Origin of the sequence: Enterobacter pseudoroggenkampii (assembly GCF_026420145.1) — a bacterium.
Classification (GTDB): Bacteria; Pseudomonadota; Gammaproteobacteria; order Enterobacterales; family Enterobacteriaceae; genus Enterobacter; species Enterobacter pseudoroggenkampii.
The window spans coordinates 2,202,785-2,223,390 of record NZ_JAPMLV010000001.1; the positions used below are offsets into that span (position 1 = coordinate 2,202,785).

General features: G+C 43.6%; 18 protein-coding genes. All 18 read right to left on the reverse strand.

What is annotated here, in order from left to right; genetic code table 11:
• Window positions 1–205: 205 nt before the first annotated feature.
• Window positions 206–1,612, reverse strand: a complete 1,407-nt coding sequence (gene gndA / locus OTG14_RS10835) for an NADP-dependent phosphogluconate dehydrogenase (RefSeq protein WP_267215051.1) — start codon at window positions 1,610–1,612, stop codon at window positions 206–208.
• A 109-nt stretch (window positions 1,613–1,721) separates the two neighbouring features.
• Window positions 1,722–2,810, reverse strand: coding sequence for an acyltransferase family protein (locus OTG14_RS10840; protein ID WP_267215052.1), 1,089 nt, complete (start codon window positions 2,808–2,810; stop codon window positions 1,722–1,724).
• A 21-nt stretch (window positions 2,811–2,831) separates the two neighbouring features.
• Window positions 2,832–3,644 (reverse strand): glycosyltransferase, encoded by an 813-nt coding sequence (locus OTG14_RS10845; protein WP_267215053.1) that lies wholly within the window; start codon window positions 3,642–3,644, stop codon window positions 2,832–2,834.
• Window positions 3,641–4,720 (reverse strand): glycosyltransferase family 4 protein, encoded by a 1,080-nt coding sequence (locus OTG14_RS10850; RefSeq protein WP_196761049.1) that lies wholly within the window; start codon window positions 4,718–4,720, stop codon window positions 3,641–3,643. The genes OTG14_RS10845 and OTG14_RS10850 overlap by 4 nt, the downstream gene beginning before the upstream one ends.
• Window positions 4,721–4,728: 8 nt before the next feature.
• Complete coding sequence (locus OTG14_RS10855; RefSeq protein ID WP_073961499.1) at window positions 4,729–5,886, reverse strand: EpsG family protein; 1,158 nt, start codon at window positions 5,884–5,886, stop codon at window positions 4,729–4,731.
• Window positions 5,886–6,755, reverse strand: coding sequence for a glycosyltransferase (locus tag OTG14_RS10860; protein WP_073961498.1), 870 nt, complete (start codon window positions 6,753–6,755; stop codon window positions 5,886–5,888). The genes OTG14_RS10855 and OTG14_RS10860 overlap by 1 nt, the downstream gene beginning before the upstream one ends.
• Window positions 6,742–7,749, reverse strand: coding sequence for a glycosyltransferase family A protein (locus tag OTG14_RS10865; RefSeq protein WP_090419629.1), 1,008 nt, complete (start codon window positions 7,747–7,749; stop codon window positions 6,742–6,744). Before OTG14_RS10865 ends, OTG14_RS10860 begins: the two co-directional genes overlap by 14 nt.
• Window positions 7,746–9,026: an O-antigen translocase gene (locus OTG14_RS10870; protein WP_073961496.1), complete on the reverse strand. Its 1,281-nt coding sequence runs from the start codon at window positions 9,024–9,026 to the stop codon at window positions 7,746–7,748. Before OTG14_RS10870 ends, OTG14_RS10865 begins: the two co-directional genes overlap by 4 nt.
• Window positions 9,014–10,120 carry a DegT/DnrJ/EryC1/StrS family aminotransferase gene (locus OTG14_RS10875; protein WP_090419626.1) on the reverse strand — a complete coding sequence of 369 codons (1,107 nt, stop codon included), beginning with the start codon at window positions 10,118–10,120 and terminating at the stop codon, window positions 9,014–9,016. Before OTG14_RS10875 ends, OTG14_RS10870 begins: the two co-directional genes overlap by 13 nt.
• A gap of 81 nt (window positions 10,121–10,201) precedes the next feature.
• Entirely contained in the window at window positions 10,202–10,600 is a 399-nt protein-coding gene (locus tag OTG14_RS10880) for a sugar 3,4-ketoisomerase (RefSeq protein WP_061714802.1), read from the reverse strand.
• A gap of 6 nt (window positions 10,601–10,606) precedes the next feature.
• Complete coding sequence (gene rfbA / locus OTG14_RS10885; protein ID WP_061714801.1) at window positions 10,607–11,476, reverse strand: glucose-1-phosphate thymidylyltransferase RfbA; 870 nt, start codon at window positions 11,474–11,476, stop codon at window positions 10,607–10,609.
• Window positions 11,473–12,558, reverse strand: coding sequence for a dTDP-glucose 4,6-dehydratase (rfbB, locus tag OTG14_RS10890; RefSeq protein ID WP_061714800.1), 1,086 nt, complete (start codon window positions 12,556–12,558; stop codon window positions 11,473–11,475). The genes rfbA and rfbB overlap by 4 nt, the downstream gene beginning before the upstream one ends.
• A 353-nt stretch (window positions 12,559–12,911) precedes the next feature.
• Window positions 12,912–13,811 (reverse strand): GalU regulator GalF, encoded by a 900-nt coding sequence (galF, locus tag OTG14_RS10895; RefSeq protein ID WP_046092891.1) that lies wholly within the window; start codon window positions 13,809–13,811, stop codon window positions 12,912–12,914.
• 215 nt (window positions 13,812–14,026) lie between these two features.
• On the reverse strand, window positions 14,027–15,022 hold the full coding sequence (locus OTG14_RS10900; protein WP_061714799.1) for an NAD-dependent epimerase/dehydratase family protein: 996 nt from the start codon (window positions 15,020–15,022) through the stop codon (window positions 14,027–14,029).
• Window positions 15,023–15,201: 179 nt separating this feature from the next.
• Window positions 15,202–16,599 carry a colanic acid biosynthesis protein WcaM gene (gene wcaM / locus OTG14_RS10905; RefSeq protein WP_267215054.1) on the reverse strand — a complete coding sequence of 466 codons (1,398 nt, stop codon included), beginning with the start codon at window positions 16,597–16,599 and terminating at the stop codon, window positions 15,202–15,204.
• Window positions 16,600–16,611: 12 nt separating this feature from the next.
• Entirely contained in the window at window positions 16,612–17,832 is a 1,221-nt protein-coding gene (gene wcaL / locus OTG14_RS10910; protein WP_267215055.1) for a colanic acid biosynthesis glycosyltransferase WcaL, read from the reverse strand.
• Window positions 17,829–19,109 (reverse strand): colanic acid biosynthesis pyruvyl transferase WcaK, encoded by a 1,281-nt coding sequence (gene wcaK / locus OTG14_RS10915; protein WP_267215056.1) that lies wholly within the window; start codon window positions 19,107–19,109, stop codon window positions 17,829–17,831. Before wcaK ends, wcaL begins: the two co-directional genes overlap by 4 nt.
• A gap of 17 nt (window positions 19,110–19,126) precedes the next feature.
• Entirely contained in the window at window positions 19,127–20,605 is a 1,479-nt protein-coding gene (wzxC, locus tag OTG14_RS10920) for a colanic acid undecaprenyl disphosphate flippase WzxC (protein ID WP_024908096.1), read from the reverse strand.
• Between the last annotated feature and the right edge of the window lies 1 nt (window position 20,606).

Below are 20,606 nucleotides of genomic sequence, written 5' to 3' on the forward strand. Positions count from 1 at the left end.
TAATTGTACTGATGGTCACCTGACCATCGCGATAAACATAACTGTTGGGCTTTGTACCTCCTGGCAAACAGAACTGTCAAGGCAAACCAGGAGTAATCACTTCGAGTGGGATGAGATTCAGACTACTTCGAATATAAGGCAGCAGTTTTTGCATAAAAAAACCCGGAGACGAGCTCCGGGTTGCGATGACAGCGAGTGCGTTAACTCATTCCATCCACTCGGTATGGAATACGCCATCTTTATCAGTGCGCTTGTAGGTATGCGCGCCAAAGTAGTCACGCTGGGCCTGAATCAGGTTAGCAGGCAGAACGGCCGCACGGTAGCTGTCGTAGTAGGCTACTGCAGCAGAGAAGGTTGGAACCGGAATACCGTTCTGAACAGCGTAGGCAACCACGTCACGCAGCGCCTGCTGGTATTCGTCCGCAATCTTCTTGAAGTACGGTGCCAGAAGCAGATTGGCGATACCGGCATTTTCAGCATAGGCATCGGTGATTTTCTGCAGGAACTGGGCACGAATGATACAGCCCGCACGGAAGATCTTCGCAATCTCACCGTAATTCAGGTCCCAGTTGTTCTCGTCTGATGCCGCACGCAGCTGAGAGAAACCCTGCGCGTAAGAAACGATTTTACCCAGGTAAAGTGCACGACGCACTTTTTCAACGAATTCTGCTTTATCGCCTGCTGGTTTAGCCTGTGGGCCAGACAGCACTTTAGACGCCGCGACGCGCTGCTCTTTCAGGGAAGAAATGTAACGCGCGAAGACAGATTCGGTGATCAGAGACAGCGGTTCGCCCAGATCCAGAGAGCTCTGGCTGGTCCATTTACCGGTACCTTTGTTCGCTGCTTCATCCAGAATCACATCAACCAGGTATTTACCCTCTTCATCTTTTTTCGTGAAGATATCTTTGGTGATGTCAATCAGGTAGCTGTTAAGCTCGCCTTTGTTCCACTCGGTAAAGGTTTCAGCCAGCTCTTCGTTAGAGAGGTTCAGACCGCCTTTCAGCAGGGAATAAGCTTCAGCGATCAGCTGCATGTCGCCGTATTCGATACCGTTGTGCACCATTTTCACATAGTGACCTGCACCGTCCGCACCGATATAGGTTACGCAAGGCTCACCATCTTCAGCCACGGCTGCGATTTTGGTCAGGATAGGTGCAACCAGTTCGTATGCGTCTTTCTGGCCGCCAGGCATGATGGATGGGCCTTTCAGCGCGCCCTCTTCACCACCGGAAACACCGGTACCGATGAAGTTGAAGCCTTCTGCGGACAGTTCACGGTTACGACGAATGGTGTCCTGGAAGAAGGTGTTACCGCCATCAATGATGATGTCACCTTTTTCGAGGTAAGGCTTCAGGGAGTCAATCGCTGCATCGGTACCTGCGCCCGCTTTCACCATTAACAGGATACGACGAGGCGTTTCCAGAGACTCAACGAACTCTTTCACCGTATAGAAAGGAACCAGTTTCTTGCCTGGATTCTCGGCAATCACTTCTTCGGTCTTATCACGGGAGCGGTTGAAAACGGAGACGGTATAACCACGGCTTTCGATGTTGAGCGCCAGGTTGCGCCCCATCACTGCCATACCGACAACGCCGATCTGTTGCTTGGACATTACATACTCCTGTCAGGTGTGAATAGTTGTAATTTCTAAATATGAGATATGGTGATTATACAGTTAAGATGTGAGTTTGGGAACAAAGTATAGCGATGACACTAAACCCTTATTTTTTGTATCTGAATTTTAACCATCGATTTCGCAGTGCTTTATTAACAGGAACCTCGAATAATTTAAATATAATAACAGATCCTAAAACAGACAAAATAAATGCAGTTAAAGCCGTCAACATTATAGCTAAGATATCATCAGCATGATTGTCATTTGTTATTTTAAAAATAACCCTTATGACAATTAAATGAATCATATAAAAAGAGAATGATGCCTCTCCTAAAAGAACAAAACAACGATGCGATAATAATTTAGAAATGACCCCGCCGTCATAAGAAAAAACAAACACCATAAATGCCATTGCGGGTATAAATAGCAAATCATAGCGTAAATTCATATCAGAAATAAAATTAGTAGAAAGATACAACGTCAACCCTAACAAAATAACTGATAATATCTCCATGAAACTAAACATACTTTCAGACAATACAGGCATTTTTGAAACATGCATGCGACATAAAAGCATACCAATAATGAATCCATTAATTCTAAAGAAAGGGTTTATGTAGAACAGCCAGTGATCAGATACTAGGTCTTGTGGGTGAATCAAGAAATAAAATTGAAGCACTAGTATCATTGCTAACAAAATTAGTAAAAAACGAGTTTTTAACACTACTAAAAACACAAAGCCACAATAAAAGAAAAGTTCGCAAGAAAGACTCCAACTCACTGGATTAAATGAAAAATAAACATCTTCCAATGGAATAAATGCATGCAGCAAAAAAAAGTTAAAAATAAGAGCAATGATGTGCAAAAAGTCAAAATTAGAGAAATGGCTAAAAACAAAAAAAGAAAACAACAATGTTAACCAATGGACAGGAAATATCCTAACGACTCTAAAGAAAATAAAATCCTTAGAATCAAAATACCCATCCGCTTTATGTTTCCTGAAGCTATACGATATTATAAAACCGGACAATATGTAAAAAAAAGTAACTCCAGCATAGCCAGAAAAAAAATATCTTGCGAAAGATTTTATTATTGGATTGTCAACTGAATTAAGAACGCCTAGATGATGCAGAAATACGCCAACTGCTGCAAAAAAACGTAGTGATGTTAAACTAAAGATATGTTTATTTAACATTAAAAAATAACCTATGAATTTTCATTGCTTCCGCATGACTGAATATATTTTTCTAAATAGGGTTATTGGCAACAATCTTGGAAGAGAGCGCAACAACAAGATGCACGAAGCGGATAAACAATTTTGAAAACCAAGTTTATGTTTAAGTCTCGCCAGTATTAACTCGCTGTGGATATAAGACAAACCACGACGACGGTTTAACATAGCATTTCCAGTTCTTGCGTAGACTAATATATCAGCTATATTACCTACAGTTTTCCCTTTTGATAAAACTCTTAGCCATAAATTATAGTCCTCCATAAAATGGTGATGCATATAACCACCAACGCTCATAATTTCATCTTTTTTGAACATAACCGTCATATGATTAAAGGGGTTTTTTAAAACTGCATATTTCAAAATATCCACATGCGTTTCAGGTACTTTTCGAACGCCGGTAGAAATATTAATGTCGTTTTCAAATTCGCTGATTGCCCCTCCTAAAATACAAAGTTCAGGGGATTCACTAAACTTTCTTATCTGAAGCTCAAAGCGATTTGGCACACAAATATCATCGGTATCCATTCTCGCAATTAGAGCATGATTACAACTCTTCATTCCAATATTAAGCGCATTGCCTAAACCAACATTATTTGGTAGTGGAACAATATGTAGTGGTAAAATCTCCGCCCACTTATTTATGACGGAGTGTAATTGTTCGTTTATCGGCCCATCCAGCACTACAATAATTTCGTTAGCTTGATAGGTTTGATTAAAAAGACTTTCAAAGCATTGCTCCAAATTACCAGGGGTCTCTTTAGTATATAAGGACATTAGAACACTAAAATCGATCATTTCTTTATTAAATCCCTATAGCAAGCACGGTATTTTGATGCAACGACTGACATGTCATAATTTTGACTAACCATATTATATAAAGACGAAATCAATTCTTCATTGCAAGTATCCATGGAGTTAACTACTTTAACGAAATCTGAAACAGTACCATCAAAGAAACAGATATTGTCATTTTCCAGGAGTTCTCTATAAACTGGCAAATCACGACATATAATTGGAAGCTTAGCAATTATGGCTTCAAATAAACTTAGCCCAAAGGATTCACTTGAACTTGGCATTGCATAAATATCAAATGTCTTAAGATAAGGGAGTGGGTTTGCTCTAAACCCAGTAAATATGCAACGATCATAAACCTTCAAACTAATGGCTAGATCTATTAACTCTTTTTCCCTGGCACCACCGCCGACAAAAATAGCGGCATGATTCGGTAAAAAAGGTAGGGCATGGACGATGGTATCCAGATGCTTCCCTGATGTAATAATAGAAGTTGAACCAATAATTTTCAGATTTCGTTTTACTAAAGAGGCGGCGGCTTCAATATATTCATCTTCAAGAACTGAGCTTTCCTCAATTTTACTTTCAACTGCTAACACATCGATTCCACTGCTAACAATATAAACATCTCCATTTGAAAAAGAACTGTAATAATTTTTCGCTATCGATGTGAATACAAATTTATTAGGGATAAATGAGAGAACAAGCTTCCATAAAAAGACAGATATTCTTGCTTTCATTGGTTTATATCTTGAAAATATATCCTCTTTAAGAAAGTTATGCATTGTTGTTACAAATGCTGCTCTAACTCCAGAGCAGCGCAGCAATACAAGTAATAAATCAGGAAAAAAACCATGGCTGTGAACAATATCGAACCCACGAAATTTATTAATGGTACCTAAAGAAAAATCCACCCTATTTTTCTTTATCCCAACAAAATTGAGTTTGTTCTTTGTGTTTTCACGCAAATAAAATATTTCTACATAACAACCCTGTGCTGTAAGCAGTTTGCACAAAGCTTCCACTTGAATCCCAGGACCACTTTTTGCAAGGCTAGGTAATATCATTGCTATTTTCATAGGTATCATTACTTATCCGATATGAGCTCGCTTGTCACCAGAGCATTTTTGAAATAGGTTTCATATACTAATGAATCATAGTTGACATCATTTAATACAAACGGGATGAAATTAAATGTTAAGTTATCAAAGGAAATAGGAGCTATATCGTTTTTGAAATATGAAGCCATACTAAATAAGCTATAAAACAAAACCAACACAAACTTCAACACAACTTTCCTACCTATCTGAAAATATTTAAAGTAGTTATTAATCGCGACATCATAAAATAAAAATATAATAAAAAAAGTCGACATTCGTGACATGAAAGGTATAAAAATACCGACCAAGAAGACCAAGCCTCCAAAGAAAAGCTGTCTTTTTAAGAATACAACTGAATAATCTCCAGTATATTTTAGCTCTCCAATGTTTTTAAATTGATATAATAAGTAAATAATTGAGAAAATAAGAGAAGGCCCAACATGTAATGTTAAATCTGTGATTTCACGATAAACTTTAATCTTGAGAAAAATAACAGGCAGTAACTGCACACCTATATTCACCAGAGAGTCACTGGTCAGCAACAGCAAAAGAAAGGAGGCTATAGAGAGAGAAATAAATATAAAAGCTTTAGAATTCTTTATGCTCGCCAAAAGAAATGCACATCCGACAATAACTGCTGATGCATGAAATGCTATTGCAAGCAAAAGATAGAAATTAGACTTTTTTTTGTTTAAATTTAATCTAGTAGTTAATGCACATAGTGCTAATATTGCGGAAACAAACTGTCTTAACTGCTCTAAAATTAATGTATTACCAAAACAAATAATAAGCAATAGTAAAAAAAATGGTAAATTACAGTCTTTATTATCAAGGACAAACTTAGTAAGTATAGCAAATGACAACAGGAAAAACAGGAGCGTTGTGATGCCAAAGTTATAATGAGACAAGAATGACAAGCATGAATACAATAAATAAAATCCAGGCTCAAACCATGCAGTTCCTTCACGAGTGAAAAAGTTTACATAATAATTTACCCAATCTTCTCCATTAAGGTAAAAAGCGGTGTAAGCCACGCCCAATAAAAAAACCAAAGAATAAGCGACTATTCTTTTTAAAGAAGCCTTAAAGTTTGGCCAAAGTAATGACAAGAACAGAAGCGGCATACATTGCGATAAAATAAACATTATTTACATAACCTATTATATAAAGATATATACCATTGAAAAAGATCAATATATTTCAAGAACCTCAATCTTTTATTGGAATTAGCTATGATCTGAATTAAGTTATGAACATAAGGAGCTTTGTATCTTTTTCTTACTGAAACATTAAACTTTAATAAATCTTTTTTTAATAACTCGCTGATGCCCGAAGACGTTACCTGGTTTTGATGAATACGATACTTTACAGTTATTACTGAACAATATGAAATACATTCATTATTCGAAAATAATTTATACCAAAGAGGTAAATCTTCTAGCAAGTAATAACTTTCATCATACCCATGATACTTGTCAAATGTTTCTCTGGATATCATTACCCCTGGAGCAACATTTGAAAAACCAAGTAAGAAGAGCCAGTCTGAGTATTTAGAATTTTGTTCCGACTTATTCTTTATTAAATTCCATGTAAAGGAATATGGGAAAACTTCAGTTGAAACATTTTCTCCAAATGTTTCAAATCGGGAAAACACAATACCGGTATTACTTTTTCTTGAAGCCATTAGATCTTCAATTGCTGTAGCTTCTAACAGATCATCTGCACCTAAAAACTTAATCCAGCTACCAGATGAAGCCATCGCACCTCTATTACAATTAGCAGGTATCCCAGCTCGTAGTTCACTAGTGATCACTTTAAATTTAACTTGTGAATTATTTTTTTCATTCCATTGTTTACAACAATTGACAGTATTATCTGCCGAGTTATCATCAGAAACTATAATTTCAATGTTAGAATAAGTCTGTTTTAAACAACTATCTAGCGTTTCTTCAATAAAATCAGCAGAATTATATGTCACTATTACGATAGACACCATTTCTTCATGGTTTAACATTTCGAAATCCATATATAGCCTTAAGTACCATAAACTTGAAGAGAGACCAAGTTAGTAATTTTTTATTATGCTTAGTAATTTCTATTATATTTTTAAGCTTAACTTTCTGAATTAAACTGGAAACCGCCAGGTCCCATTCACTTTTATTATTTATTTTTTTTCGCCAGAGGGACCTTTTTATTGTTAAATTAGTAGCAACTCTGATCATATACAAATGAACGGCAGGAATTAACAAGCTTAATGATGGAGTATCGGTGATGATGTCTGCTAATCGTTGAGCTGTAAATGCCATTTTAAACAAATTTCTATTAACTCTTCTGGTTGTTGAAAGTGTGTTTTCTGCATAATAATACTTCCCTTCAGATAGAGTAATTTTTCGGGCATTTAACATAGCCATCCGAGCTATTAACTCATCATCATTGACATTATTAGCTAAACCTCCAGCAATATTTTTGATTGCATTATAGCCAGCCAGAATCGTCTCTTTCCGATATATACCAAACGCATGAATACCCCATAACGAAATTGTATTCTCGAATGCAGTATATCCAGAAATCGGCCAATTTTGAATTGTGTAGTTAAAACGTGTGGGCTCCTTTTGAGTAGAACACACATAATAATCAAATAAAGCCAGATCAATTTCTTTATTGTTCTCAAATTCGGCCAATGCTTTTTTTATAGAAAATTGATCAAGTTTGTCATCGCAATCACAAAAAACAATAAAATTACTTTCGGAGTTATTAATCCCTACAAGGCGCGCCTCTGCAGCACCTCCATTTTTTTTGCTAATAACCCTGATATTTTTATTATTACGTATAAAAGAGTCATTAGAGATGATCTCAAATGTTTTATCAGTAGAACCATCATCAATGAGTACGAACTGTATTTGAGGGTCATATATTTCACACAGCATGTTTAGAAAAGCATTAATATTTCGCTCTTCATTATATACTGGTGTTATGACTGAACATTTATATGGATATTCTTGACTCATGCTATATCACTAACCTTTTGTAGCCTCTTAATATGAGCAATATATATAAGTATAGAAACTATTAAATAACCTAAATAGGTTATACAGTATGCAATGCTTACCCCAGTAAATGAGAAATACTTTGTTAACCCCCACGTTAATAAGGGAAATAAGATTGAAAATGTGATCTCCAGTATAGCATTAATCTTAAAATATCCCTTAGCTAATAACACTGTTGCAAATAACCAACTTGTTATTCTGAAAACATCACCCAAATTCTGAAATAAGAACAATTGTTTTGCTGCAATAAATTCCGAACTGAATAATATCTTCAATATATATTCTTTACCCCAAAATATACTCATAGCAAACATGCAGGCAAAGGGAATAACAATGAGACTGCCTGTTTTTAAAACAGAAATATGTTCTTTAACTGTCTTGGCGGCTGCTGTTTTGGGGAAATAATATACAGTTAGTGCGGTTGTCAGGACTGCCAGGTAAGCTTCAGATAACTTCGATACAGACTGCCAATAGCCAGCATATTCTGCTGAAAAATCTTTGGTTAAAATAGTCCTCACTAGAATGAGAGATACAGGGCCGGTCAGTGCGCCAATTATGCCCATGAAAAAATAATTTCTCATTTCAGATATATGAGACGAGGTGGTTTTACCAACCCAGAAATGATATTTGAACCAATCGCATTTCATGACTACAAATACAAGCCATAGGCCTGCAATTGCATTATTCAATGCCGCAGCAATCAATGCTCCCTTTAACCCAAAAAGATATACCAATAACATCATAGAGATGGCAGAAAAAACAACAGCACATCCATTAGCAACAAAAAACCTATAATGGTCTCCAAGACCATTGAGCACACCCAAGAATATATTATTTATAACATTTAGCGGTACAACAATCAAAGCAAGTATGACTATCCAATAATAAGCTTTCGTTGAAAATAAAAGCATTGATATATTACTTGATAGAATGCACCCCAGGCAAATGATAAACAGGCATGCTACTACAGAGAGCTTTAAGGCAGCTCTCCAGTAGTATTTTGCACTTTCATAATCATTTTTATTTTCTGCGGAATATCTGTTTATCCCCTGAGAAACCTGAGAGGATACAAAACCATTTATGAACGTCACCAGATTTTGTAATTGCCCTAATCCCGCAATCCCCACTGGACCTGTATATATTGCAACAACTTTTGATATCGCGAAACCGCATAATAGTCGCAGAAGTGTCAATATTCCGCTAAAAATAGTTACTTTTGCAAAATTCAAATTTGCCATCCATTTATTTTTTGAATGACAAAGTCGACCTCATCATCGGTCATAACTGGCGAAATTGGCAAAGAGAGTACGGAATTATGCAACATTTCTGAGACAGGTAAGGATAAATGTGAAATTTCTGAGTAAGCCTTTTGATGATGAGGAGGTATCGGATAGTGTACAAGGGTTTGTATTCCCTGATCATTCAAATAGTTAACAAGACTATCCCTATTTACTGTTTTAATAACATATAAATGCCATACGTGTGAAACATCATTGTCAGGATGAACTGGAAGAGTAATATTTTTGTTAGTAATATTCTCTTGATATTTCTTAGCTATATCTCTTCTGCGTTTATTTTCATTATCTAAATTTGGTAATTTGACGCTTAAAAGCGCTGCCTGTAATTCATCCAGTCGACTATTTACCCCTTTATAGAGATTTTGATATTTTACATGTGAGCCATAATTACGAAGAGCTTTTAGTGTATCTGCTAAGCCATCATCATTCGTTGTGATCGCACCAGCATCACCCAGAGCACCTAAATTTTTCCCCGGGTAGAAACTAAACGCACCTGCATCCCCCCAACTGCCTGCCTTGATTTTAAACTGCTCAGCTCCTTGTGATTGCGCACAATCCTCAAGAACTAATATATTGTTTGCAGCAGCATATTCCTGTATTTCTTTCATCGGTGAAATCTGACCGTAAAGATGAACAGGAAGGATCACTTTTGTTTTTGTCGTAACAGCTGCTTTTATATTTTCTAGAGATAAGTTAAAAGTATTTACATCAGGTTCTACAAGTATTGGAGTTAAATTATTTTCAGATATTGCAAGAATAGAAGCAATATATGTATTAGATGGTACGATAACCTCGTCACCTTCTTGCAATTTACCCATTTCTTTCCAGGCGCGTAAAACCAACACCAGGGCTTCTAAGCCGTTCGCTACACCAATACAGTGTTTAACACCACAGTAATTAGCAAATTCAGACTCAAACTTTTGGAGATGATTTCCCATTACATACCATCCCGAATCTAACACAGATTCGAATGCACTCATTAACTCCGCATGATAAACCTGATTTATTTTTTGAAGATCAAGAAATTTAATCATTTAATAACACACCCTATAATTTGTACTGTATATCAAAAAGTAAATTTTTTTAATGTTGGCTTTTCACTAACCCTAGTCGTTTTAATTTTTGAGGTCAGTGATCGCTTTGAAAGAAGCATAGTCTCGAATATAATCACTTTCATCATAATAATCATCGGCCAGAACCATTAAGACACAATCGTCGCTGAAATCATACATTTCATGCCAAACCATGGGTTCGATTATTAATCCAACCGTCGGTGAATCCAAAAGCACATGCTCAACTTGTTTTCCATCATCAAGCAAGAACTTACAAGATCCCTTAACAGGAACAGCTATTTGCGTTAGTTTTTTATGGGCATGAAAGCCTCTTCTGACGCCTGGTGTCGTATCAAACATGTAGTAGACCCGCTTGATATCAAGCGGTATGTCTTTTTCTTGCTCAATAACTACCAATGCACCCCTGTCATCACCTTTTTTGTTTAGCTGAATCAAATTCATTGTATTTTAATGCCCTTTTACTAATTTTAATAAATACTGTCCATAATGGTTTTTTGCTAATTTAGAACCAATAGCCGTAAGGGTCTCATCATTTAACCATCCATTTCGCCAGGCAATCTCTTCTGGACAAGCTACCATCATACCCTGACGTTTTTGAACTGTTTCGACAAAACTTCCGGCCTCAATTAAACTATCATGGGTGCCGGTATCAAGCCATGCAAAACCGCGACCTAACAATTCGACATTTAAATTATTATTGTTAAGGTAAATTTCATTGACTGTTGTTATTTCTAACTCGCCTCTTGCCGACGGTTTTATATTTTTTGCAATATCAATGACGTTATTGTCATAAAAATAGAGTCCCGTCACCGCCCAATTAGACTTAGGCTGAGCTGGTTTTTCCTCTATACTTATTGCCTTGAAATCACTATTAAATTCAACCACACCGAACCGCTGTGGATCCATGACTTGGTAGCCGAAGACTGTTGCCCCACTTATTCTACTACTCGCCAGCTGTAATTTAGGTGTGAATCCTTGTCCGAAGAAAATATTATCGCCTAATACTAAACAGACTGGCTCTTGCCCAATAAAATTCTCACCTATAATGAAGGCCTGTGCCAAACCATCAGGATTTGGTTGAATAGCGTAACTCAAATTAATACCAAATTGACTGCCATCCCCCAAAAGTCTTACAAAACCGCTCTGATCTTCAGGTGTTGTTATTATAAGTATATCTTTGATACCTGCCAGCATTAAAACGGACAAGGGATAATAAATCATTGGTTTATCATAAACGGGAAGAAGTTGTTTAGATACTCCCAAAGTTACAGGATACAGCCTGGTACCAGAGCCACCAGCGAGAATTATACCCTTCATTCATTATCTCCATATTGTTTTGATAACCAAGATGTGTAAGCACCACTTTTCACATTATTGATCCACCCTTGATTATTGAGATACCATTCAACCGTTTTACGAATGCCACTGTAAAAAGTCTCTTGTGGTTTCCAGCCTAATTCTTCAGCTATTTTGTGCGCATCGATTGCATATCTTCTGTCATGGCCTGGGCGATCAGCTACATAACGGATCTGACTGCGGTAAGATGTCCCTTTAGGTACAATTTCATCCAACAGATCGCAAATCGTATGGACCACGTCCAGGTTCTGCTTCTCGTTATGGCCGCCAATGTTGTATGTTTCACCCGGTTTCCCTTGAGTGACAACGGTGTAGAGTGCACGCGCATGATCTTCTACATACAGCCAGTCACGGATTTGATCGCCTTTACCGTAAATTGGCAGAGCTTTACCTTCCAGCGCATTCAGAATAACCAACGGGATCAGTTTTTCCGGGAAATGGTACGGGCCGTAGTTATTCGAACAGTTGGTGACGATAGTCGGGAAACCGTAGGTACGAAGCCAGGCACGCACGAGATGGTCACTGGAGGCTTTCGACGCTGAATACGGGCTGCTTGGTGCATACGCGGTGGTTTCTGTGAAGAGTGGCAGCTCAGTTGATTCCGGATGTTCATCAGGATGCGGTAAATCACCATACACTTCGTCGGTAGAGATGTGATGGAAACGAAACGTTTTCTTCGCCTGCTCATCCAACGTAGACCAGTACGCTCGAGCGGCTTCCAGAAGCACATAGGTGCCGACGATATTGGTTTCGATAAACGCAGCCGGGCCGGTAATTGAACGATCGACGTGACTTTCAGCTGCCAGGTGCATCACCGCATCAGGCTTGTGTTTTGCGAAAATGCGATCCATAGCGTCTTTGTCGCAAATATCTGCATGTTCAAAGGCATAGCGGTCGCTTTCGCTGACTTCACTAAGCGACTCAAGATTACCGGCATAGGTCAGCTTATCCACATTGACGACGTCGTCCTGGGTATTTTTAATAATATGTCGTACAACTGCTGAGCCGATAAAGCCGGCACCGCCCGTCACAAGAATTTTCACGTTATCTGTTCCGTCTGTTGGAAATGTCTGGATACTGACGCTCTGAAACCTGACCATTTAGAAACGTTTCAGAAATTGAGCACGCTACCGCCCCTGGCTTAACAGCTACCAGTGTACTGAGCGGTGTTTGATTAAATGATTTTTCTTGTCTGGATACAGACAAAAACTGGCGTTAATTGTCGTCCTAAACGACCTTAGAAACAAGCACAAATCGCTACAAACCTGCTCAGGCTTGAATCAGATAACTCAATGTTATCATTAGTATTAATAACGAAAAACGGCAGTCATCATTATGGATATGCTTCAACACACCTTAATGATGACTGCCGCTGGTTCAAGCCGTGGCAGGAATATCAGTCGTTATTAGCCAGCAACTTTTCAATACGGCTTCTGAACTTCGCCCCTTCTTTCAGGTTACGCAGCCCATAATTTACAAACGCCTGCATATACCCCATTTTCTTACCGCAGTCATAGCTATCGCCGGTCATCAGCATGGCGTCCACGGACTGCTTCTTCGCTAACTCAGCAATCGCGTCGGTCAGTTGGATGCGGTCCCAGGCGCCTGGCTCGGTTTTTTCAAGTTCCGCCCATATATCTGCGTTCAGAACATAACGGCCAACCGCCATCAGGTCCGAATCAAGCGTCTGTGGCTGATCCGGTTTTTCAATGAACTCGACGATGCGGCTCACCTGCCCTTCCGTCTCAAGCGCTTCTTTCGTCTGAATTACGGAGTACTCAGAGAGATCGCCTTTCATGCGTTTAGCCAGGACCTGGCTACGCCCTGTTTCATTGAAACGTGCCACCATTGCCGCCAGGTTGTAACGTAGCGGATCGGCAGAAGCGTTATCAATGATGATGTCCGGCAGCACAACGATGAACGGGTTATCGCCCACCACTGGACGGGCACACAAAATCGAGTGGCCGAGACCCAGCGGCTGCGCCTGGCGCACGTTCATAATAGTCACGCCTGGAGGACAAATAGACTGAACTTCCGCTAGCAGCTGGCGTTTGACTCGCTGCTCCAGCAACGCTTCGAGTTCGTAAGAGGTGTCGAAGTGGTTTTCAACCGCGTTCTTAGACGAGTGGGTAACCAGGACGATTTCTTTGATCCCTGCAGCAACAATCTCATCGACAATGTACTGAATCATTGGCTTATCGACGATCGGCAGCATCTCTTTTGGAATGGCTTTTGTGGCTGGCAGCATATGCATGCCCAGACCTGCTACCGGAATGACTGCTTTCAAATTGATCATTATCTCTTCCACCTTAAAATGGTTGACGAAGTATAAACCGTGTCAGGAAAAATGCCTGATAAAGAAAGTCTACTGCGTCGAATGCAAATCACGTTTAGTTCAGAACGCTGATTACTTAAGTTCATTACGCTATAAGTGTGACCCAGAATCGTCAAAAACCCTATCAATAAAGAAGCCGTAGAGTCTGTTTCCGACAAATCCCAGATCAGCAGCCGCTATTCAGAAACGAACGTGATGTCATCTTTCTTCTCATGAACGAACTCATACTTCAACGTACGGTCCAGCCCTTGAGATAAGGTATAAGGCGCTTTAAAACCTGATGTGTGTACTTTCGTGGCATCAAATTGAGTGGTGGCACAGAATTTTTTGACACGAACGGAACTGATCGCATACTTTTTACCAGTCACTTTGCTAAGAATATCAAAACAAAAGCCACCAAGCATACCTAAAGGATAAGGGAGATGAACTGATGGGATTTTTTTGCTAAGGCTCTTTTCCACCTCAGCAACCAGCTGATTCATATTCAGATCGGGCTTATCGACATAATTGTATACATCGTAGCCAGGTTTGACGTTGCTCAATCGGAATTTGATAAACTCCACAATATTGCCGACATAAGCCATGGACTTGTAGTTAGTTCCGGCCCCCACCATTGCGAATTTGCCACCCGCAATTTGCTTAAGAAGATTGAAGACATTGCCACGATTGCGTTCACCAAAAATGACCGTTGGACGAACAATTGTCAGAGATCGCTCTTCTGGAGCTTTGTTGAACCATTCACGCAGCACCTCTTCCGCCTGCCACTTACTTTTACCATAGTGGTTAAAAGGATCGTGCGGGTGAGATTCGTCAGGATTGACTTTATTGAGACCATAAACAGCAACTGAGCTGGTAAAAATAATGTTCTTAACATTATTTTTTTCCATCGCTGCCAGTACATTACGTGTACCCTGAACGTTTACATCATAGTAGAGCGACGTTGGGCTGACATCATCACGATGCTCGGCGGCGAGCAATACCACCGTGTCGAAACCGGCAAGCGCCTGATCGAGTTGCTCCTGATTACGTACATCTCCGGAAACAGTAATCTCAGGGTAGAAATGGCTTTGCTGTTTGTCGAAGTTGGTGACATCAAACTCAGCCTTAGAAATCTCGATCAAACGAGTCCCAACGAAGCCGGACGCGCCAATAAACAAAACTTTATCGTTCATAAACCACTCAGTGCATTTGTGTTTGGCAAACCTCCGGTAATCTCTGCATTCCCTGAGGTATCGCTAATGATAAGACAGAACTGACGAAAATGTGGCACGGATTATAAACCCTAAAATCGCTGAGTTCAGTAACAAATTTTAGGGGTTACCGCGCACTCAATGAGATATGATGTCAAGACTTACTTCCTGAAGGAAGGAAGCGCAAAGTTCAGCCTTTCCACATTCACCACCTGCTGGTCGACACGGTCAATATCCACCGAGCTTTGCCCCTTCTCATTAACGGCTTTTATGTTCGCCAGCGACAGCAGCGTCTCGTCTTTCGCCATAAATTTACCCCGCACATCCTTGCGCAGGTCGAAGTTGATCTTCAGGGCGGGCCCTACAGCGGCTTCCTGCATCACATTGATGTTGCGTAAAAAAAGATGTTGCGGCTTGTTGTGCAGTTCAAGCGTAGCACGCTGCATATCCACGTTGGTTATCGCCACAAACGAGGTCGCGTTACCGGATGAAATCTGTATTCCACGCAATTTATAGGCAAGCTGGCGGTTATCGAGGCGAATATTGTTGAGCTTGAAGTTCTGCGGGATGGACAAATAATCGCCTTTTATCACCCCATAGCCAATTAACATTCCGGCACTGTTCACCATATCGACATTATCAATAATGAAATTATCACAGCCATAAATGGCCACCGTGGCGTTGTCTATTCCCGCCTTTTTACTGAAGTCGGGAGTAATATTTTTGGCCTTAATATTGCGGATAACAAAATGTTTGCCGTTTTCAACATGCACCAGCTGGCGACAGTTGCTGCCGGTAATGTTGGCCACCACGAAGTTCTTGACGGTTTGCTTCTCCGGATAGTCATTATCGTAGGTGCTGCCGGCGAGGCCAATGCCGATGCCCCAGTTGATCTTGCCGTTGGTGCAGTTGATGTTGTCGATGACATGATCGGAGATCAGGATATTGCGATCGTTGATGGCGACGTTCCACTCGATCGCATCGCCCTGCAGGTGACTAAATTTGCTGTTGGTGATGCGCGCTCCGTCCACCTGGTTATGGAAACCCTGACGCAGGATGGCGTAGTTGGCCTGGCTTACGCTGATGTTATCAATCAGCAAATTGCGCATCACGCTGGGTTTCTTGCCGCCGATGTAGATCTGCGTCACCGGGCCAAACCCGCTCATGGCCAGCCCTTTGATAACGCAGTCAGAGCCGCGAACGTCGAGCGTAATGTTCTCCGTGCGGCCCCCTCCTTCACCTATCACTTTGCTGCCTTCCTGAAGCACAAAGCGGCCGCGCCCGTTACCGGTTAACGCCCCGCGGATCAGCAGCGTTTTACCGTCGGGAATGAAAATACCCGTGTTGATGTTTTCGCAGGTGAGCCCGGCAGGGACCACAACCGTGTCGCCATCAGTAAACGCCTGCTTAAAGGCGGCGATCCAGTCGTTGTTATTGTACTGATTAACAGAGACCGTTTTTCCAGCAGCCGCTCGCGCAATGCGTGACGACAGCAGCGGCGTGGCCGCCAGAACGGACAGAGAAGAGACAAAGGTGCGTCGGGTAATCTTTTTCAGCATACATCCTCGGCGTTACAACGTTTGCAGCAGGCTCGCTAACTGGCGATTAATCACCTGCTGGTTAAAATCGGTTTCAACTTTTTGCCGTGCATTATGAAGCAAGGGCTCTAGCGTCTGCTGGTCGATGTCGCTGAAGGCAGCTAATCGGTCCGCAAGGGCTATCGCGTTATTCTCCGGCACCAGCCAGCCGGAATGGTCAGACTTAATCAGCTCCGGGATCCCGCTGTGCAGGGTCGATACCACAGGAATACCTACGGCCATCGCCTCCATCAGCGCCACCGGAATGCCTTCCATATCACCATCGGCACCCGTTACGGAGGGCAGCAGAAACACATCTGCCTCGTCGAGCATGGCCTTGACCTCGTGGCTCGGCTTGAAGCCGGGCATCTCTACGACATCTTCCAGCTGATACTGTTCGATAAGCGTGCGCAGACGACGCTCCCACGGCCCAATCCCGAGAATGCGGTAGTGGAAATCCACCCCGCGCGCTTTCAGCTGGCGGCAGGCTTCAATCGCCACATGCAGCCCTTTCTTCTCGGTCAGACGCGCGACGGAGATGATCTGCAGCGGTGTTCCCGGCACCTTTACAGGACGACGCGTGAAGCGCGTTAAATCCACGCCCATACGCGAAACGGCAATTTTCTCTCCCGGACAGCCCATGTTTTTCAGCCGTCCGGCCCACAGGTCGCTGATCGGCAGCATCATGTCGCCGCGTCGGAAAAGCTGCTGATACTCCGGGGTGTAGTGGTTAAGCACTTCACGGCTGGAGATGTCGATACCGTGGAAGATGGTCGCAATTTTACCGTCAATCACCCCCAGTTCACGCAGCTTCGCGGCGGTGACGCCCGCCGGGCCAAAGTGGGCGATAAACACGTCGGCACGATACGGCTGCGCCGTTTGCCCGCAGATGGCCGACAGGATCAGATTGCGTGACTCCGCCCCATAGCGGGAAACATTCAGCGCCCGCCACGTCGATGCGCGGTGGATCCCGCGTAAGGTCTGGCTGGCCCGGTGGCGCAGCTTGCTCAGCTTCCCGGACGGCTCATCCTGCAGCCAGCGGGTTTTCGCCTCCAGCCCATACTGGGTATACGCCGCATGGGTGTTTTGGGTATCGCCCTTTTGCAGGGCGATAATCTCCACGTCATATCCCATATCGATAAACGCGGTGATTTGGTTCAGAACAAACGTTTCGGACGACAGCGGAAATTTCAGTAAGAAGAAACCAACCTTCATTTCCCCTCCCGTACGCGATCGAGTACCGATTTCACCATCCCAATGCCCTTCTCGCGCTCGGCTTTCACCGCCACCGCCAGACGTTCATTGATCGCAGGCAGTTGGCCGAGCGTGTCCCCCACCATCGCACCGAGCGATCCGTCCAGCAGATGACGAATATCCACCGCCATTTCCGGCATACCGAGTTGCTGCATAATCCCGGCGGACTTGTGCTCATAGTTAATGGCAATGGCCGGCGTGCCGAAGTTCATGGAGATAATGGCGGAGTGCAGACGGGTGCCCACCGTCAGGTCGCAGGCGGAGAGCAGCTTGCCCATCTCCAGGTCGTTCAGTTCGTCCATCACCACGTGATAGCGGGACGGATCGTTCACAAGATTGCGCAGGTTCAGCGCCACCATACGGTCGTCTTTGTTGTAACTGTCGATACCGGTGCAGGTTGAGAGCGCCAGCACCTGGTAACCGCTGTCCAGCACGCGGTTCACCACGTCGGCGAAGGCTTTCTCATACGCCGCCTGCGTCGTGCCTAAACGTTTATCAAAGGGCGCCAGCTCGCGCAGGGTGATTGCGACGGTTTTCTGTTTCGCCGCCACGTCGAGCCAGTGCTGCACCGCGTAGCTCGCCTGGAAGCTGTCTTCCTGGTGATCCACCAGCCAGGCGGTGTCCACGCCGTGCTCAACTTTCGACGTGTCAATTTCGCTGCGCTTCATCATGTCGAGGCTGACCGACTCGCGCAGGATCAACGCATCGCAGTGGCCAAACACATAGTTCGCCAGCTGGTTAAACTGCGGATCCTGGAATGGCCCGACGCTGTGGCCAATCATAAACAGCGGTTTTTTCGCCATGAACGTGCACAGCGCATGCTCAAACTGCGGCACGCCGTAGAGATCGACGAAGAACGAACCGCCGACCTGGATAATGGCGTCATAGCCGGACAGCAGGCGAACAAAGTCGGTAAAGCCCTGCGCGATAGCGATGTTGCGCAGCTTGCCGGTATCGGTCACACGGGAAAGCAGCACCTGGTGCTGATAGCGACGACGCAGCACTTTCTTCACGCGGCCCATCACGCCCGCGGCGTTGTTATGCTGTTTCATCTGGCTGTAGAGCGGGTCGCCCATCACCGGGCGGTTCAGTAACCAGGATGAGCTGACCGGATAACGGCTCATCACGTCCACTTCGGTCTCAGGCTTAAGGGTGTTAATTGCATCCAGTAAACCGCGCAGGATGGCGCTGTCGCCACGGTTGCCGCAGGTGTGGTTGCCAAGAATTAATAATTTCATAATGGCCTCTTAAATAACTAGCCTGCGCGAAGCAGCGTTTTCATTTTTTCGTTACGGCAAAACTGGCGCTTCATCTCTACCACCAGCGCATTGCGAGAAAGTACGATCATCACGACGAAGGCCAGCGCCCCCGCGGCAACCTGCACCGCCAGCAGCGCGGCCAGCGGCAGATGGCCGCTGAGGATGATGCCCAGGCCGTAGCTCACCGCCAGGGTTGGCAATGAGAGATAGAACGGCAGCCACAGGCTCAGGATGTACTGACGGTAGCTGGAACCCAGCACCGGCTTGATCATGATGAAGTAGCTCAGAACGGTATTGACGATCTGCACCAGCAGGAAGCCCAGCGTCACGCCGATGGCGCCCGCCATATGCCCGCCGACGATAATCGCCGGAATAAACAGGAAGGTTTTGAACACGTTGAACTTAAAGCTGATGTCCACGCGCGCTTTTGCCATCAGCAGGGACCCAATTGGATTCCCCACGGAGCGCAGCAGCCCTACCACGCACAGCAGCTGCAGGATCGGAATGATACCGTTCCACTTTTCACCAAACACCAGCGGCACGAAGTTGCTGGACACCACCATCAGCCCCAGCAGCACCGGGAAGTTAATAATCCCCACCACGGAAAGCAGCTTGTAGAAGTTGACGCGCAGCTTCTCGGTGTCGTCCTGGATCTTGGCAAACGCCGGGAACAGGACGCGGGTGATAATAGGGTTCAGCTTCATCGGCGGCACCACCGCGACGTTGTAGGCCAGGTTGTAGCCCCCCGCCACGCTCGCGCCAAGAATACGCGCCAGCACCAGCGTCGACAGGTTGGTATTCACATAGTTGATGATGCTGTCCGCCGTCAGCCACGCGCCAAAGCGCAGGTTGGACGAGACGGACGCCAGCGAGAAATGCAGCCCCGGACGGTAGATCTTGCGGCCAAAGTAGCCGAACAGCAGCGTACGTACGGCAGAGTTAACCAGGTATCCCAGAATAGCGGTCATCGCCAGCGGCCAGAAATGGGCGCTCACCACGGTGAAGGTAAAGCCCGCCAGAACGGCGCTGGTCTCAATCATGCCGATCTTGTTGAACTCAAGCTCTTTCTGCATCAGCGCGCGGAACTGCTGTCCGTGCGGGATCACCACGAAAGCAAACGACAGCGTGCGCATCAGCGGAGCGAGATCCGGGTTGTGCAGCACGCTGGCGATGGTATCGCTCAGCAGGAACACCAGCACAAACACGAAAATCCCCAGCCCCACGTTCAGCCAGTAGAGCGTGGTCAGCTCCAGATGGCTAATCTCTTTGCGCTGGATAATCGAGTTGGCGATACCAAAATCAGACAGCGTATCGGCCAGCGCGATAATCACCAGCGAGACGGTCAGCAGGCCGAACTGGTGATTATCGATAATGCGCGCCAGCACGGTCATCTGCACCAGACCGAGGCCAATGATGACGATGGTCGCCATCGCTGACCACTTCGCCCCGCTGATGGTTTTTTCACGTAAGCTCATC

What these genes read in the sequence shown, in the direction of transcription:
- OTG14_RS10870 (WP_073961496.1), bottom strand. Translation starts at nt 9,026, where the DNA reads ATGGCAAATTTGAATTTTGCAAAAGTAACTATTTTTAGCGGAATATTG.
- OTG14_RS10875 (WP_090419626.1), bottom strand. Translation starts at nt 10,120, where the DNA reads ATGATTAAATTTCTTGATCTTCAAAAAATAAATCAGGTTTATCATGCG.
- galF (WP_046092891.1), bottom strand. Translation starts at nt 13,811, where the DNA reads ATGATCAATTTGAAAGCAGTCATTCCGGTAGCAGGTCTGGGCATGCAT.
- OTG14_RS10900 (WP_061714799.1), bottom strand. Translation starts at nt 15,022, where the DNA reads ATGAACGATAAAGTTTTGTTTATTGGCGCGTCCGGCTTCGTTGGGACT.
- OTG14_RS10845 (WP_267215053.1), bottom strand. Translation starts at nt 3,644, where the DNA reads ATGATCGATTTTAGTGTTCTAATGTCCTTATATACTAAAGAGACCCCT.
- OTG14_RS10860 (WP_073961498.1), bottom strand. Translation starts at nt 6,755, where the DNA reads ATGTTAAACCATGAAGAAATGGTGTCTATCGTAATAGTGACATATAAT.
- rfbA (WP_061714801.1), bottom strand. Translation starts at nt 11,476, where the DNA reads ATGAAGGGTATAATTCTCGCTGGTGGCTCTGGTACCAGGCTGTATCCT.
- OTG14_RS10840 (WP_267215052.1), bottom strand. Translation starts at nt 2,810, where the DNA reads ATGTTAAATAAACATATCTTTAGTTTAACATCACTACGTTTTTTTGCA.
- OTG14_RS10880 (WP_061714802.1), bottom strand. Translation starts at nt 10,600, where the DNA reads ATGAATTTGATTCAGCTAAACAAAAAAGGTGATGACAGGGGTGCATTG.
- wzxC (WP_024908096.1), bottom strand. Translation starts at nt 20,605, where the DNA reads ATGAGCTTACGTGAAAAAACCATCAGCGGGGCGAAGTGGTCAGCGATG.
- wcaL (WP_267215055.1), bottom strand. Translation starts at nt 17,832, where the DNA reads ATGAAGGTTGGTTTCTTCTTACTGAAATTTCCGCTGTCGTCCGAAACG.
- gndA (WP_267215051.1), bottom strand. Translation starts at nt 1,612, where the DNA reads ATGTCCAAGCAACAGATCGGCGTTGTCGGTATGGCAGTGATGGGGCGC.
- OTG14_RS10850 (WP_196761049.1), bottom strand. Translation starts at nt 4,720, where the DNA reads ATGAAAATAGCAATGATATTACCTAGCCTTGCAAAAAGTGGTCCTGGG.
- wcaM (WP_267215054.1), bottom strand. Translation starts at nt 16,599, where the DNA reads ATGCTGAAAAAGATTACCCGACGCACCTTTGTCTCTTCTCTGTCCGTT.
- wcaK (WP_267215056.1), bottom strand. Translation starts at nt 19,109, where the DNA reads ATGAAATTATTAATTCTTGGCAACCACACCTGCGGCAACCGTGGCGAC.
- OTG14_RS10865 (WP_090419629.1), bottom strand. Translation starts at nt 7,749, where the DNA reads ATGAGTCAAGAATATCCATATAAATGTTCAGTCATAACACCAGTATAT.
- OTG14_RS10855 (WP_073961499.1), bottom strand. Translation starts at nt 5,886, where the DNA reads ATGTTTATTTTATCGCAATGTATGCCGCTTCTGTTCTTGTCATTACTT.